The organism is Streptomyces sp. ALI-76-A, assembly GCF_030287445.1.
GTDB lineage: Bacteria > Actinomycetota > Actinomycetes > Streptomycetales > Streptomycetaceae > Streptomyces.
The window spans coordinates 6399838-6414664 of the sequence record NZ_JASVWB010000002.1 but is presented as its reverse complement, the minus strand read 5'-3'; the positions used below and the strand labels follow the sequence as shown (position 1 = coordinate 6414664).

16 protein-coding genes are annotated in these 14827 nt (G+C 71.0%); 9 read left to right on the top strand and 7 right to left on the bottom strand.

From position 1 onward, the window contains the following. Positions 1-18 precede the first annotated feature (18 nt). The 8 genes from QQS16_RS29690 (at position 19) to QQS16_RS29660 (ending at position 6837) form a co-directional block, all read left to right on the top strand. Positions 19-795 (top strand): amino acid ABC transporter ATP-binding protein, encoded by a 777-nt coding sequence (locus QQS16_RS29690; protein WP_286065114.1) that lies wholly within the window; start codon positions 19-21, stop codon positions 793-795. A gap of 80 nt (positions 796-875) precedes the next feature. Then, a complete protein-coding gene (locus QQS16_RS29685) occupies positions 876-1718 on the top strand; it encodes a glutamate ABC transporter substrate-binding protein (protein ID WP_286065113.1) in 843 nt (280 codons plus the stop codon). A 95-nt stretch (positions 1719-1813) separates the two neighbouring features. After that, positions 1814-2482, top strand: a complete 669-nt coding sequence (locus tag QQS16_RS29680) for an amino acid ABC transporter permease (protein WP_286065112.1) — start codon at positions 1814-1816, stop codon at positions 2480-2482. Next, the gene (locus QQS16_RS29675; protein WP_286065111.1) at positions 2479-3387 is read left to right on the top strand and encodes an amino acid ABC transporter permease; all 909 of its coding nucleotides are present in this window, start codon (positions 2479-2481) and stop codon (positions 3385-3387) included. Before QQS16_RS29680 ends, QQS16_RS29675 begins: the two co-directional genes overlap by 4 nt. A 177-nt stretch (positions 3388-3564) precedes the next feature. Then, positions 3565-5232 carry an FAD-dependent monooxygenase gene (locus tag QQS16_RS29670; protein WP_286066499.1) on the top strand — a complete coding sequence of 556 codons (1668 nt, stop codon included), beginning with the start codon at positions 3565-3567 and terminating at the stop codon, positions 5230-5232. 95 nt (positions 5233-5327) lie between these two features. Then, a complete protein-coding gene (locus QQS16_RS44030; protein ID WP_502963859.1) occupies positions 5328-5672 on the top strand; it encodes a putative leader peptide in 345 nt (114 codons plus the stop codon). Positions 5673-5722: 50 nt separating this feature from the next. Beyond that, a complete protein-coding gene (locus QQS16_RS29665) occupies positions 5723-6274 on the top strand; it encodes a cupin domain-containing protein (RefSeq protein WP_286065110.1) in 552 nt (183 codons plus the stop codon). 107 nt (positions 6275-6381) lie between these two features. Then, complete coding sequence (locus tag QQS16_RS29660; RefSeq protein WP_286066498.1) at positions 6382-6837, top strand: rhodanese-like domain-containing protein; 456 nt, start codon at positions 6382-6384, stop codon at positions 6835-6837. A 250-nt stretch (positions 6838-7087) separates the two neighbouring features. Here the strand turns inward: QQS16_RS29660 and recX are convergent, their stop codons facing one another. From recX to QQS16_RS29640, 4 genes are all read right to left on the bottom strand, one after another. Beyond that, positions 7088-7975 carry a recombination regulator RecX gene (gene recX, locus QQS16_RS29655; protein WP_286065109.1) on the bottom strand — a complete coding sequence of 296 codons (888 nt, stop codon included), beginning with the start codon at positions 7973-7975 and terminating at the stop codon, positions 7088-7090. Positions 7976-7978: 3 nt separating this feature from the next. Continuing rightward, entirely contained in the window at positions 7979-9103 is a 1125-nt protein-coding gene (gene recA, locus QQS16_RS29650; RefSeq protein ID WP_353479695.1) for a recombinase RecA, read from the bottom strand. A gap of 566 nt (positions 9104-9669) precedes the next feature. Beyond that, positions 9670-11019 (bottom strand): AI-2E family transporter, encoded by a 1350-nt coding sequence (locus tag QQS16_RS29645; protein WP_502963858.1) that lies wholly within the window; start codon positions 11017-11019, stop codon positions 9670-9672. 59 nt (positions 11020-11078) lie between these two features. Further along, positions 11079-11273 carry a DUF3046 domain-containing protein gene (locus tag QQS16_RS29640; protein WP_286065108.1) on the bottom strand — a complete coding sequence of 65 codons (195 nt, stop codon included), beginning with the start codon at positions 11271-11273 and terminating at the stop codon, positions 11079-11081. Between the two features lie 80 nt (positions 11274-11353). Here QQS16_RS29640 and QQS16_RS29635 point away from each other — a divergent pair, with 80 nt between their 5' ends. Further along, complete coding sequence (locus tag QQS16_RS29635) at positions 11354-12298, top strand: hypothetical protein (protein WP_286065107.1); 945 nt, start codon at positions 11354-11356, stop codon at positions 12296-12298. Positions 12299-12687: 389 nt separating this feature from the next. On the opposite strand, the gene QQS16_RS29630 is transcribed toward QQS16_RS29635, so the two are convergent. The 3 genes from QQS16_RS29630 to QQS16_RS29620 are packed head-to-tail and all read right to left on the bottom strand — an operon-like array spanning position 12688 to position 14601. Beyond that, a complete protein-coding gene (locus tag QQS16_RS29630; RefSeq protein ID WP_286065106.1) occupies positions 12688-12996 on the bottom strand; it encodes an AzlD domain-containing protein in 309 nt (102 codons plus the stop codon). Next, entirely contained in the window at positions 12993-13739 is a 747-nt protein-coding gene (locus tag QQS16_RS29625; protein WP_286065105.1) for an AzlC family ABC transporter permease, read from the bottom strand. The genes QQS16_RS29630 and QQS16_RS29625 overlap by 4 nt, the downstream gene beginning before the upstream one ends. Further along, a complete protein-coding gene (locus QQS16_RS29620) occupies positions 13705-14601 on the bottom strand; it encodes an AraC family transcriptional regulator (protein WP_286065104.1) in 897 nt (298 codons plus the stop codon). Before QQS16_RS29620 ends, QQS16_RS29625 begins: the two co-directional genes overlap by 35 nt. Positions 14602-14827 lie beyond the last annotated feature (226 nt).

Sequence of the window (14827 nt, the reverse complement as noted above, 5' to 3'; positions counted from 1 at the left end):
GGACGGAGCCTTAAAGCGATGACCGAAGTATCGGTGGCCAAGGAAGATGTGGCCGCGACCGGAGAACTGGTCGTCCTGAAGAGCGTCAACAAGCACTTCGGCGCGTTGCACGTGCTCCAGGACATCGATCTCACGATCGCCCGCGGTGAGGTCGTCGTGGTCATCGGACCCTCCGGGTCCGGAAAGTCCACCCTGTGCCGCACCATCAACCGCCTGGAGACGATCGACTCCGGCACGATCGAGATCGACGGCAAGCCCCTGCCCCAGGAGGGCAAGGCGCTGGCCCGGCTCCGCGCAGACGTCGGAATGGTCTTCCAGTCCTTCAACCTGTTCGCGCACAAGACCGTGCTCGAGAACGTCATGCTGGGCCAGATCAAGGTCCGCAGGATGGACAAGAAGCAGGCCGAGGAGAAGTCGCGCGCCCTGCTCGACCGGGTCGGCGTGGCCACGCAGGCCGACAAGTACCCCGCGCAGCTCTCCGGCGGCCAGCAGCAGCGCGTCGCCATCGCGCGGGCCCTGGCCATGGATCCCAAGGTCATGCTCTTCGACGAGCCCACGTCGGCGCTCGACCCGGAGATGATCAACGAGGTCCTGGAGGTCATGCAGCAGCTCGCCCGTGACGGCATGACCATGATCGTCGTCACTCACGAGATGGGCTTCGCCCGTTCGGCCGCCAACCGGGTGGTGTTCATGGCAGACGGCCGAATCGTCGAAGAGGCTGTGCCGGACCAGTTCTTCAGCAACCCGCGCAGCGACCGCGCCAAGGACTTCCTGTCCAAGATCCTGCACCACTGACGGCCGCCTCTCGCGCCTGACGAACCGCGTCACCCGCCTTGACGGCTCGCATCTCTTCATCACCGCAAAGGATGTTCACCATGAAGCTCCGCAAGGTCACCGCCACCTCGGCCGCCGTCCTCGCGCTCGCCCTGTCCGCCACCGCCTGTGGCGGCGGTGACAAGGACAGCGACTCGGGTTCCAGCGGCGGCGGCGAGAAGATCAAGATCGGCATCAAGTACGACCAGCCGGGTCTCGGTCTGAAGGAGCCCGACGGTTCCTTCTCCGGCTTCGACGTGGACGTGGCGACCTACGTGGCCAAGGAGCTCGGCTACGAGCCCGACCAGATCGAGTGGGTCGAGACCAAGAGCGCCGACCGCGAGAACGCCCTCGCCCGCGGCGACGTGAAGTTCATCGCGGCCACCTACTCGATCAACGACGAGCGCAAGCAGAAGGTCGACTTCGCCGGCCCGTACCTGCTGGCCCACCAGGACCTGCTGGTCAAGTCGGACTCCGACATCACCAAGGCCACGGACCTCAACGACAAGAAGCTGTGCTCCGTGACCGGCTCGACCTCGGCGCAGAACGTCAAGAACGACTTCGCCCCGGACGCCCAGCTCAAGCAGAACAGCGGCTACTCGGAGTGCATCGCCGCCCTCCAGAGCGGCGCCGTGGACGCGCTGACCACCGACGACTCGATCCTCGCGGGCTACGCCGCGCAGGAGCAGTACAAGGGTCAGTTCAAGCTCGCCGGCCTCAAGCTGAGCAACGAGAACTACGGCATCGGTGTCAAGAAGGGCGACACCGCGACCCTGAACAAGATCAACGACGCGCTGGAGAAGATGGTCAGCGACAAGGCCTGGGACAAGGCGGTCCAGGAGAACTTCGGTCCGGCCAACTACAAGAACGAGCCCGCGCCCAAGATCGGCAACATCGTCAAGTAGCGCAGTGACCAGCCGGCGCGCCGCCGCCCACGCGATCAGGGCGGCGGCGCGCCGCGCCCTCCACATACGCCACACACCCGGAAGCGCGGGAGATCGTGTTCGACTTTCTTGAAGGTTACGACGTCCTAGGGGCGTTCTGGATGACGGTGAAACTCACCGTCCTCTCCGCCCTCGGCTCCCTCGTCTGGGGCACCCTGCTGGCCGGGATGCGGGTCAGCCCGGTGCCGTTGATGCGCGGGTTCGGCACCGCCTATGTGAACTTCGTCCGGAACATTCCGCTGACGGTGATCATCGTTTTCACCTCGCTCGGCCTCGCCGACATCTTCGGCATGACGATGGGCGCGGCCGACGACTTCGACACCCTCAGCTTCCGCCTGGCCGTGCTCGGTCTCGCTGCCTACACCGCGGCGTTCGTCTGCGAGGCGATCCGCTCCGGCATCAACACCGTGCCCGTCGGTCAGGCCGAGGCGGCCCGCGCCATCGGGTTGAGCTTCCGGCAGATCCTGAGCCTGATCATCCTGCCGCAGGCCTTCCGCTCGGTCATCGGCCCCCTGGCCAACGTGCTGATCGCACTGACCAAGAACACCACCGTGGCGGCCGCCATCGGCGTCGCGGAGGCGGCCACCCTGATGAAGGAAATGATCGAGAACGAGGCACAGACGCTGGCCATCGGCGCGGTCTTCGCCCTCGGGTTCGTGGTACTGACCCTGCCCACCGGCCTCATCCTGGGCTGGCTGAGCAAGCGACTGGCGGTGAAGCGATGAGCTCCATTCTCTATGACACTCCCGGCCCCCGCGCCAAACGGCGCAACGTGGTCTTCTCCGTGATCTTCTTCGTTTTGCTCGCCCTGTTCCTTTGGTGGATCTGGCAGACCATGGACGAGAAGGGCCAGCTGAGGTGGGCCCTGTGGAAGCCGTTCACCGAGTCCCAGGCCTGGACGACCTATCTGCTGCCGGGTCTGGCCAACACACTGAAGGCCGCGGCACTGGCCATGGTGATCGCCCTTCCGCTGGGCGCGTTCTTCGGCATCTCGCGCCTCTCCGACCACCGGTGGGTCCGGGGTCCGGCCGGCGTGGTGGTCGAGTTCTTCCGGGCGATCCCGGTCCTGCTGCTGATGCTGTTCGCCAACGAGTTCTACGACCGCTACACGAACGTCAGCAGCGAACAGCGTCCGCTCTACGCCGTCGTCACGGGCCTGGTGCTCTACAACGCGTCCGTCCTCGCCGAGATCGTACGGGCCGGCATCCTGTCCCTGCCCAAGGGCCAGTCGGAGGCCGCGATGGCGGTCGGCCTGCGCAAGGGCCAGACGATGACCAACGTCCTGCTGCCGCAGGCCGTCACCGCGATGCTGCCGGCCATCGTCAGCCAGCTCGTGGTCATCGTGAAGGACACCGCGCTGGGCGGCGTGATGATCGGCTTCACGGAGCTGCTCAACACGCGCGGCACACTCGCCGCCAACTACGCGAACGTCGTGCAGAGCTTCGTCGTGGTGGCGGTCATCTACATCGTGCTCAACTTCATCCTGACCTCCTTCGCGAGCTGGCTGGAGGGAAGGCTGCGGCGCAGCAAGAAGAGCACGGGTGCCGTCCTCAGCGCCGAGGACATGGAGGAGCTCAACCCGGCGGCGACCGGCGGCACCTACGGCACCGGAGCCGGCGGCGGTATCTGAACAGCAGTCAGGTGGCATGAACGAAACACGGAGGCAGTGGCATGATCGCCACTGCCTCCGTCACTTGACGCAAGCTTCGGCAATGGGTTGCATACGTTCTGTGATCGTGCACCCTGCTCCACCTTCCTGTTCACCCACGTACCCATGGACACCGCTGCGGGCAGGGGGCGCCGCGCCGTGGACCCGGTGATCATCGTCGGAGCGGGGCCCGTCGGGCTCACGCTCGCCCTTGCGCTGGCGCGTCAGGAAGTGCCCTCCGTCGTCCTCGACGAGGGGCCGGGCAGGGACGAACCGCGCCTCGCGCGCACGGTGGTGCTGCGCGAGGACACCGCCGCCCTGCTGGAACGGCTGACCGGTGCGCCGCTCGCCGAGGCCGGCCTCCACTGGGCCGGATGGCGGTCGCTGCGGCGCAAGCAGGTGATGCGCGAGGTCACGTTCGGCGTCACCGGCACCGGCACCGAGGGGGAACCGGGCGTCGACGCCGGACCCGCCCCGCTGCACATCGCCCAGCACGTGCTCACCGGCGCCCTGCGCGCGGCCCTCGCCCGCGAACGGCTCGTCAGGATCGCCGTGAAGAGCCGTCTCGACGGGGTCGAGCAGGAGCCCTCGGGCGTCACCGCCCACACCCGCGGCCCCCAGGGCACCTGGTGGCGTGGCAGTTACCTGGTCGGCTGCGACGGCCCGCGCTCGACCGTCCGCAAGCTCCAGGACATCCGGTTCCCGGGCCGGACGGCGGTGGAGCGGCACGCGGTCGCGGCCCTGCGCACGGAACTCCCCCGCCCCGACGAGGCGTTGCTCCACCGCATGCCCTCCTGGCGCACCTCCGGCCCCTCCGCCGGCGAGATCACCGGGCGCCCCCTGCCCCAGGGAGTGTGGCGCCTGGACTGGCTGTTGCCGCCGGGCAAGGACCTGGTCACGCCCGAACTGCTGGTCGCCCGCGTCCGCGAGACCCTGGCGGGCTGGACCGGTGGCCCGACACCGGCGTACGAACTCCTCGACACCGGCGTCCACATCGTCCACCACCGGCTGGCCCGCCGCTGGCGCGTGGGCCGGGTCTTCCTCGCCGGGGACGCGGCCCACCTGCTCGGCGCACTCGGCACACAGGGCCTCGACGAGGGGCTCAGGGACGCCGACAACCTCGCCTGGAAGCTGGCGCTGGCCTGGCACCACGGCCCGCACGAGGCGCTCCTCGACAGCTACCAGGCGGAACGGCGCGCGGTCGTCGCCGCCCGGCTGCGCGCCGCCGACCAGGCGCTGCCCCTGCTGCGCGGCGGCGCGGGCCTGTGCGGGTACGTCCCCGGCTCGGCCCGCGGCCACGACGCACTGCTGACGGAAGGTCACCTGGGACGCGGAGTCCTCGGTGCACCGGGGGCGTACGCCGACTCACCGCTCGCACCCCCGCACCTCGAAGGTGAGATCCCGGTCGCCACGGAGCCCGGGGCACCCGTCACCGATGTGCGGGTCACGGCGGAGGACGGCTCCTTCGTCCGGCTGCGGGACCGCCTCGGCCGCGGCGCGCTCCTCGTCGTGCTGATCGCACCGGGCACCGGCGTCTGGGAGCGCAAGCACTGGGTGACCGCCGGCATCATGCCCCGGCTGGCCGCGGCGGTGACCGCGCTGCCGCACACCGCCGAGCTGTTGGTCGCCGAGGAGTACCCGGGCGCGGCCCCGCACACCGTCCTTCTCGTACGGCCCGACGGTCACCTGGTGACGGCGCTGAGCGGGGTCCGGCCGGCCGACCTGTACGCGGCGGCGAAGGCGGTGCTCGGCGGACCGGTCGAGGCGGAGGCGAAAGCGGAAGCCGGGGCGAGGGCAGGAACAGGGGCGGGGGCCCGTTCGCGGTGACGTACGCGTGCTCGCCGTCCCGGGCCGGGGCCCGTTCGCGGTGACGGGTCGGCGCTCGGCGTCCGGGGCCGGGGCCCGTTCGCGGTGACGTACGCGTGATCGTCGTCCCGGGCCGGGGCCCGTTCGCGGTGACGGGTCGGCGCTCGGCGTCCGGGGTCGGGCCCGATCGCGGTGACGTACGCGTGCTCGCCGTCCCGGGCCGGGGCCCGTTCGCGGTGACGGGTCGGCGCTCGGCGTCCGGGGTCGGGCCCGATCGCGGTGACGTACGCGTGCTCGCCGTCCCGGGGGTCACTGTGCGTCCGCATAGTGACGGTGAGTTGACCGGTCCGCACCCGCGTGGTGTACTCCGGATCGTGACCGACACCTGTGTGCACCTCTGGCGGAGGGTCCATATGGACCTCGTCCGCTATGCAGGCTACGTGTGTCGCCCGTCCTGCTGAATTCGCCTCTCACTGCCGCGCGCGCCGCTTCCGTGCTGTCGCGCGCCTCCATGCGAACGCCCTTCAGGACGGTGCCCGTGTCTGCCTCTCCCGCTGTTTCCGCTGTTTCCGCCCCCACGCAGGCGGACCTCCTCGACTTCGTCCGGCGTACGGCCGCCGACGCCGAGCTGATCGATTCACTGCCACTCGACCCCGAGGGCCGCACCTGGGTGCGGCTGGAGGGGCCCGGCGGCAGCGAGGCCTGGCTGATCGGCTGGCCGCCCGGCAGCGGCACCGGCTGGCACGACCACGCCGACTCGGTCGGTGCCTTCCTGACCGCGGCCGGTGAACTCAAGGAGCACTCCCTCGCCGCCCGGCTGCCCACCGACGGCTGGAAGACCCTGGAACTGACGGAGGACGTGGACCGGGAACGCCGGCTGCCGGCCGGACGGGGCCGCGCCTTCGGCCGCCACCACGTCCACGAGGTGCTCAACGAGTCCACCGAACGGCACGCGATCTCCGTCCACGCCTACTACCCGCCCCTGCCGCAGATCCGCCGCTACAGCCGCAGCGGACCGATCCTCCGACTGGAGCAGGTGGAGCGCCCGGAGGACTGGCAGTGAGCGGGGCGGGAGTGCCGGGAACGAGCGGGACGGGCCTGGAGGGGATCGACGTGGCAGGTGTGCCGAAGTCGCCGGAGGCCGGGTCGCCCGAGGCCGACTCGCCCGACGTGAGCGGGGCGCAGGGACCGGGAACGGGCGAGGCCGGCGAGCGGCCGGTCGGGATAGACGAGTTGCTGGAGCGGGCGCGCGAGGGCTACCAGCGGATCGAGGCACGGGAGGCGTACGACGCCGTCCGGGCCGGGGACGCGCTGCTCGTGGACATCCGGTACGCGGCCCTGCGGGAGCGGGACGGACTGATCCCCGGCGCCCTCGTCGTCGAACGCAACGAACTGGAGTGGCGCCTCGACCCGCAGGGCAGCCACCGTGCCCCCGAGGCCACCGGCCACGGCCTGCGGATCGTGGTCGTCTGCAACGAGGGGTACGCCTCCAGCCTGGCGGCCGTGTCCCTGCACCGGTTGGGGCTGCGCCGAGCCACCGACCTGGTCGGCGGGTTCCAGGCGTGGAAGGCCGCGGGGCTTCCGGTGACGACGTCGCCACAGGCGGTCGTAGGCGAAGGAGCCTGAGGCACGGACGCTCGGTGACCTGGGCACGCAGCGGTCGGGCACCGCGGCAGTCGGCGTGCAGGCATTCACCCGCCGGCCGGACACGCCGGTGCCCTGGAACCGGGCGCGCCAGGCTTCAGTATGCGTCGACAGGGCGCTGCGGGCGTCAGTGGACGCCCACAGGGCCGTGCGGCGCACCTCAGCCGGTGGACCACAGCCGACTCCGCGGGCCGCGACGGCCCCGAGGCCGTCCAGTTCCCGACGCCGCCGTTCAGAACCCTTCGTCCGCGAGGAACTCCGTCTCCTCGCCCTCCGCCTCGAGCGCCTGCCGGACGACTCTCAGCGCCATGCCCTCGGGGTAGCCCTTGCGGGCCAGCATGCCCGCGAGGCGGCGCAGTCGCTTGTCGCGGTCGAGCCCTCGGGTGGAGCGCAGCTTGCGGGCGACGAGGTCACGCGCGGTCGTCTCCTCCTGCTCGGAGTCGAGCTGCCCCATGGCCGCGTCGATCAGCGTCGCGTCGACACCCTTGGTCCGCAGTTCCTGGACGAGCGCGCGCCGGGCCAGCCCCCTGCCGTGATGCCGGGACTCCACCCACGCTTCCGCGAAGGCACTGTCATTGATCAGGCCGACCTCCTCGAACCGTGACAGCACCTCCTCGGCGGCGTCGTCCGGGATCTCCCGTTTGCGCAGGGCGTCCGCGAGCTGCTTCCGCGTGCGCGGGGTCCCGGTGAGCAGGCGCAGGCAGATGGCCCGTGCCCGCTCGACCGGGTCCGCTGGAGGTTCCTCCTTCTCGGCCCTCGACGAGAAGGAGGAACCTCCGTCCTCACCGAACGGCTCCGCGCGGCCGCGCCGACGGCGCCCGCGTGAGCCGCCCGCGTCACGGGCCCCGCCCCTGGGGCGCGAGCCGCCGACCGGCGAGTCGGTGCCGAACGCCGAGCCCTCGTCCGGCCCGTCCGGCCACCGGCCGCCGCCCGGCCCGCCACCCGCCTCGCCGTCGTACGACCCACTCGTGCCGTACGACGTCATGCGGCCGTGGGCCCCGTCGACGCCGTGGGCCGGATCGCCGTCGCTCGGGCCGACGGAGCTCCTGGCGCCTGTTCCGCCCCGCTCACGCGAGACATCAGGGTAGGCGTACTCCGCCCAGTCGGTTCGCCTTGTCACGGATCAGCTCTTGGCTGCCGTGGCCTTGGTCTTGGCCGTCTTGGCCACCGCCGGGGCGGGCACCGGCTTCGCGGCGTCGTCCGCGGGAGCGGAGACAGCGGCGTCCGCGCCCGGCTCGGCCGCCGGCTCCGGCCGGACCCCGACGCCCAGCTTCTCCTTGATCCGCTTCTCGATCTCGTTGGCCAGGTCGGGGTTGTCCCGCAGGAAGTTGCGCGCGTTCTCCTTGCCCTGGCCGAGCTGGTCGCCCTCGTACGTGTACCAGGCGCCGGCCTTGCGGACGAAGCCGTTCTCCACGCCCATGTCGATCAGGCCGCCTTCACGGCTGATGCCGTGGCCGTAGAGGATGTCGAACTCGGCCTGCTTGAAGGGCGGCGCCACCTTGTTCTTGACGACCTTGACGCGGGTGCGGTTGCCGACCGCGTCGGTGCCGTCCTTCAGCGTCTCGATGCGCCGGATGTCGAGCCGCACCGAGGCGTAGAACTTCAGGGCCCGGCCACCGGTCGTGGTCTCCGGGGAGCCGAACATCACGCCGATCTTCTCGCGGAGCTGGTTGATGAAGATCGCGGTGGTCTTGGACTGGTTGAGCGCGCTGGTGATCTTCCGCAGGGCCTGGCTCATCAGACGGGCCTGCAGACCCACGTGGCTGTCGCCCATCTCGCCCTCGATCTCCGCGCGCGGGACGAGCGCCGCGACGGAGTCGATGACGATCAGGTCGAGGGCGCCGGAGCGGACGAGCATGTCCACGATCTCCAGGGCCTGCTCGCCGTTGTCCGGCTGGGACAGGAGCAGGTTGTCGATGTCGACGCCGAGCTTCTGCGCGTACTCGGGGTCGAGGGCGTGCTCCGCGTCCACGAACGCGACCTGGCCGCCCGCCTTCTGGGCGTTCGCCACCGCGTGCAGGGTCAGGGTCGTCTTGCCGGAGGACTCCGGTCCGTAGACCTCGATGACCCGGCCGCGCGGCAGGCCGCCGACGCCGAGGGCCACGTCGAGCGCGGTCGATCCGGTCGGGATGACCTCGATGGGCTCCTTCGTCCGGTCACCCATGCGCATGACCGCGCCCTTGCCGAATTGCCGTTCAATCTGTGCGAGTGCGGCATCCAGGGCCTTCTCGCGGTCGGTACCTGCCATGGGTTCCACCCGATTTGCTTGAGTCGATCGCTTCACGTCAAAGACGCTAACGCCTGCCACTGACAATGGGCCTCGACGCTCGTCCGGCCTGTGGATAACTCAGGTACTTTTCCGTCCGAACCGTACCGAAGTCCCCATCGAGAGCCTCACCGGAGCCTCCATAAGAATGGATGTTCGATTTTCGTGTCAAGCGCACCACATGGCACCCCGGCCCTTCCCGTCCCAGCTGCTTCGGCCCTTCCCGTCCCAGCTGCTTCGGCCCTTCCCGTCCCAGCTGCTTCGCCACTGGTGCACGACAGGTCGCCTCGGCCAGACCGACGACCGGGAGCGGCATCCCCACGGCCTCACCAGGCCTCACGAAGCCTCATCGAGCCTCACAGGAGCTCTCAGCGCATCACCGAAGCCACCGACGTCACTGACGACAGCGAGGTCACAGGACTCGGGACACGACTGCCCCCGCGGATCCCATCGCCGACCGCACCCCCGCCGCCCCGAGCAGGCGTCGCGGAACCGGGCACGCGTGGCCGCGGCCGTCGCGTGGGCCGGCTTTCACACAGTGGCCGGTCTCACGTCCCGCCGGAGCCGGAGCCGCCGGTCCCGCCGGTCCCGCCAGTCCCGCCAGTCCCACCGGTCTCTCCGGCCTCACCCGTCCCAGCGAGCCCGCCCTGGGAGGAGCCGTCGTCCGAAGCCCGCACCTCCGGCCGACCCCACAAGGCCCGGGCGCGCCTGAACATCCCCTGCCCGGTCCCCCGCCCGCGGTGCCCGTGCACCCGGGGGTCGTCGGTGACGTCGTACCGCTTCACGTACGCCCCCAGGAAGGCCTGGAGCGTGGCGATCGCCGGGATGGCGATCAGCGCGCCGACCGCGCCCAGGAGGGCGGTCCCGGCGACGACCGAGCCGAAGGCGACCGCGGGGTGGATGTCGACGGTCTTCGAGGTCAGCTTGGGCTGCAGCACGTAGTTCTCGAACTGCTGGTAGATCACCACGAAGATCAGCACCCACAGCGCGTACCAGGGGTCGACCGTGAAGGCGATCAACATCGGCAGGGCACCCGCGAGATACGTACCGATGGTGGGGATGAACTGCGAGACGAGACCGACCCACACGGCGAGCACGGGAGCGTACGGCACGCTCAGAACCTGTAGCAGTATGTAGTGCGCGACTCCGGAGATGAGCGCCATCAGGCCGCGCGAATAGATGTAGCCGCCGGTCTTGTTCACGGCGATCTCCCACGCGCGCAGTACCTCGGCCTGCTTGGCCGGCGGCAGGACGGAGCAGAGCGCGCGGCGCAGCCGGGGCCCGTCCGCGGCGAAGTAGAACGAGAAGAGAGCGACCATGAGCAGCTGGAACAGCCCGCCGAGCACCTGGGCGGACACGTCCAGGACACCGGTGGCACTGTTCTGGACGTAGTTGCGCAGCCAGTCGGAGCGCAGCAGACCCTCCTGGACGTCCACCCGTCTCAACTCGGTGTTGAAGTGGGCGTTGATCCAGCTGATGACCGAGTCGAGATAGTTCGGGAAGTCCTCGACGATCTTGATGATCTGGCCCGCGAGCATGGAGCCGAGCAGGGTGACGAAGCCCGCGGCGATGATCAGCAGACCGAGGAAGACGACGCCGGTGGCCAACCCTCTGCGCATGCCGCGCGAGGCCATCCAGCTCACCGCGGGTTCGACGGCCAGGGCCAGGAAGAACGCGATGAGGATGTTGATCAGCAGACCGGTGAGCTGGTGGAAGGCCCAACTTCCCAGCTGGAACACGGCGACGAGGGCGAGGGCGAGCACCAAGGCACGCGGCAGCCAGCGTGGCATGCGCGCGTTCGGCCCGGCGGCGCCGGTGGCCGGGGGCCCGTTGGGCGGCGTCGCGCCGAACGGCGATGCGGGCTGGGTGACCTGGTCGGTCTCGTCAGTGGGTGCCACGGGGCAAGTCTCGCCCACCTGACTGACAATCGGCTGCCGTGCGGCGATCTTGTGACCGATCAGTGCCTCTCGCGCGGAACGTTCATCACGGTGCAGACCACACGCCACACGTCCTTGGCTTCCCAGCCGGCGTTCAGCGCCTCGTGCACCGTCCTTCCGCCGAGCTCCGTCATCACGTGGTCGCGCGCGAAGGTGTCGGCGTAGTCCGGACCGAAATGATCCGCCATCCGCTGCCAGAAGACCGTCAACCGCATGACTCCAGTATCCCGCCCCTGAGGGTGGGCCTGAGCCGGGACCACTTGCCGAGACCGCTTTTCGTCCTACGGTCTGACGCATGGCCGAAACAGGAGCTTCCCCACTCCCCCAGACGCCCCCGGCGCACTCCCCGCTCGCCCGCGCCGAGTCCTTCGTCTGGCTCACCGCGCGCGTGCTGGAGCAGCGTCTTTTCGCGTACCACTTCCTGGGCGCCGACTCCGACCCGGTGGAGACCGCGCTGGACGCCTACCGCAACGCGGACGGCGGATACGGCCACGCGCTGGAGCCCGATCTGCGCGGCCCGGTCAGCCAGCCGCTGCACACCGCCCACGCCCTGGGTGTGCTGGACGCCATCGGACGCTGCGGCGGACAACGCGTGGAGCGCGTGTGCCGCTATCTGACCTCGGTGACCACCCCGGACGGCGCCCTGCCGGCGATTCACCCCAGTCAGCGCGGCTATCCGGCGGCCCCGTTCATCCCGATCCCGGACGACCCGCCGAGTGAACTCCTCGCCACCGGACCGGTGGTGGGGCTGCTGCACCGCAACCAGGTGTGGCACGCCTGGATGTTCAGGGCCACGGACTTCTGCTGGCAGTCGGCCGAGTCCCTGGAACAGTCCCACCCGTACGAGATCCGGGCCGCCGTGGCCTTCCTGGACTCCGCTCCCGACCGCCCGCGCGCGGAGGCGGTCGCCGACCGTCTGGGCCGTCTCGTACGGGAGCAGCGGCTCGCGGCGCTGGAACCGGACCGCCTGGAGGCGTACCCGGTCGCGCCCGGCTACGCGCCCGGGGAGCACCACTTCCCGCACGACTACGCGAGGACGCCGGACTCGCTCGCGCGCGCGTGGTTCACGGACGACGAGATGGTCCGCTCCCTGGACTTCCTGGCCGGCGCGCAGCAGGAGGACGGCGGCTGGCCGATCCGCTGGCGCCAGTGGGCTCCGGGGACGGCGCTGGAGGCCCGCCCCATGCTGACGATCGAGGCACTGCGCACCCTGAGGGCCTACGGCCGTCCCCTGCGCTGAGGACCCACTGCCGCCGGACCGAGGCACCTAACGAGTCCGGCCGGTCGTCCGCGCCCCGCGCATCAGCACTGCGAACACGGTCGCCCCACCACGCGGCTCCGAGCACCGCACCCGGCACCCTGCGGTCCTGCTCCTGCTCCTGCTCCTGCTCCTGCTCCTGCTCCTGCTCCTGCTCCTGCCACACTCCGCTCGGCCCTCCGGGGCGAGGCCACCCGCACGATTCCCGTCAGTCGTCCGCGCCCCGCGCATCAGCACTGCGAACACGGTCGCCCCACCACGTGGCTCCGAGCACCGCACCCGGCGCCCCGCGGTCCTGCCCTGTCACATGCCGCCCGAGGAGCCCTGCGCGGGCGGCCCGTGCGACCGGGCGGACCCGCGCGGGCGGCGGATCACCCGCCCATCGCCCGTACCCCGGCGGTCACCCCCACCGCGGCCGCCACGACGACCAGGAAGGGCGCCCGCAGAACCAGCGCCACCGCGGCAGCGGCGACTCCCGCTGCCCGTGCGTCGATCGCCGGCTCGCGCCCGTCGGCGAACGTCTGCTGGGCCGTGAGAGCGGCCAGCAGCGCCACGGGCAGCAGCGCGGCGAGCCGCCTCACGAGAGGCCGCTCAAGGACACCGGCGGGCACGAGCAGCCCGACGAGCTTGACGAGGTAGCACCCGAGCGCGGTCACTCCGATCGCGATCCAGACGTTCACCGGTCGCCCTCCTGACCGTCGCCACGGTCACCGGCGCCCCTACGACGCCCCTCCGCCCACAGCACGACCGGTGCCGCGAGCCCAGCCGCCAGGACCGGCACCCCGGCGGGCAGTACGGGCAGCAGACCGAGCCCCAGCAGCACCGCGAGCCCGGCGACCGCGCGCTCGACCCCGGTCTTCAGCATGGGCGCCAGCAACGCCAGGAAGACGGCGGGCCCGGCGGCGTCCAGGCCCCAGGCGTCGGTGTCCCCGATGGCCTCGGCACCCATCGCACCGAGCAGTGTGGTGAGGTTCCACAGCACATACAGGCTGAGCCCCGTGACGGTGAACCCGATCCGCACGCTCCGCCGCGTGGGCTGAGCCAGCGCCACCGCCGCCGTCTCGTCGATGACCCACTGGGCGGCGAACGGCCGCACCGCGCGCGGGAGGGCGAGCAACTGCGACAAACGCAACCCGTAGAAGGCGTTGCGCACGCCGAGGAAGAAGGCCCCGGCGGCAGCGGTCAGCGGATTCCCGCCCGCCGCGATCGCCCCCACCAAGGCGAACTGCGACGCGCCCGTGAACACCAGGAGGCTGAGCGCACAGGTCTGCGACAGCGTGAGCCCGCTCCCCGCCGAGGTCACCCCGAAGGCGAACCCGGAGAGTCCCACGGCCACCCCCACCCCGAGGGCGTCCCTGACGACGGCGGAGTCGGGCCTGGTGTCACCGTCATGTATGTCTGCGAGAGCTGTCCGTTGTGTCACCCACCGGACGGTAGAGCGGCCGCCGCCGCGCGTCTTGTACGTTCTTGCGCTCCCGTCGGTACGCCCCTGGAGGCACACCCACGATCCGCGTGAAGTGCCGGTTCAGGTGCGGTTGGTCCGTGAAACCCACCGCGACGGCCGCCTCCGCGGGTGTGGTCCCCGCGTCCAGCAGCCGCCTCGCCCGCCGCACCCGCGCATCGGTCAGCCAGGCATGCGGCGGCATCCCGTACGCCTCCCGGAACGCCCGCAGCAACGCGAACGGACCGGTCCCCAGATCCCTGGCCAGCCGCTCCAGCGTCGGCGGCTCGAGCAGCCGCTCCTCCAGCACGGCCCGCGCGCGTGCCGCGACCTGGGCACCCGCGGTCCGCACGTCGCGCTGCGGCAGCGGCCCACCGTTCAGGCGCAGCAGCCGCGTCACGGCGACCCGCAGCAACGTGTCGGCGGCCAGCGCGTGCCCCTCCTCCGCGGCCCGCAGCACCTGGTGCACCAGCCCCACGGCGTACGGATCGTCCAGCACCGGCCGGACGAACCCTGGCGTCCCCCGGATCACCGTGGTCTCGGCGGCGATCTCCGCCACCAGCTCCGGCGACGGATACACCGCCCCGTACCGCCACCCCTCAGGCACTCCGGCCCGCCCCGTGTGCGCCGTATCCGGATTGACCAGTGCCAGCGCCCCTGCCCCCGCGTACTGATCGGCCCCACGATGATGGAAGACCTCGACCCCGTCGGCGATGGCGGCGATGACGAACTGCTCATGGGTGTGCCGCACGAAGGTCTTGCGCACATACCGCGCCCGCAACAGATCGACCCCGGGCAACTCGGCGTACCGCCAGTGCCGCGCCAGCTCACCCGAACCCGCCATGACCTCATTGTCCGCCCTCCGGTACGCGCCCGCGGAGCGGGCCGGCCGCCGACTGCGGGAAGGTGACGTGCCGGGGCGTGCCCGCCCGCAGCGGACGGCGCGTCAACGCGGTCCAGTCGGTGACCAACCGATTCCGCGCCCGACCGAGGACCGACACCCCCGGCGCGGCCCCGCCCCCCAACCGAACCGACCCAGGCTCCGCCCCGACCCCCACCGAACCGACCCC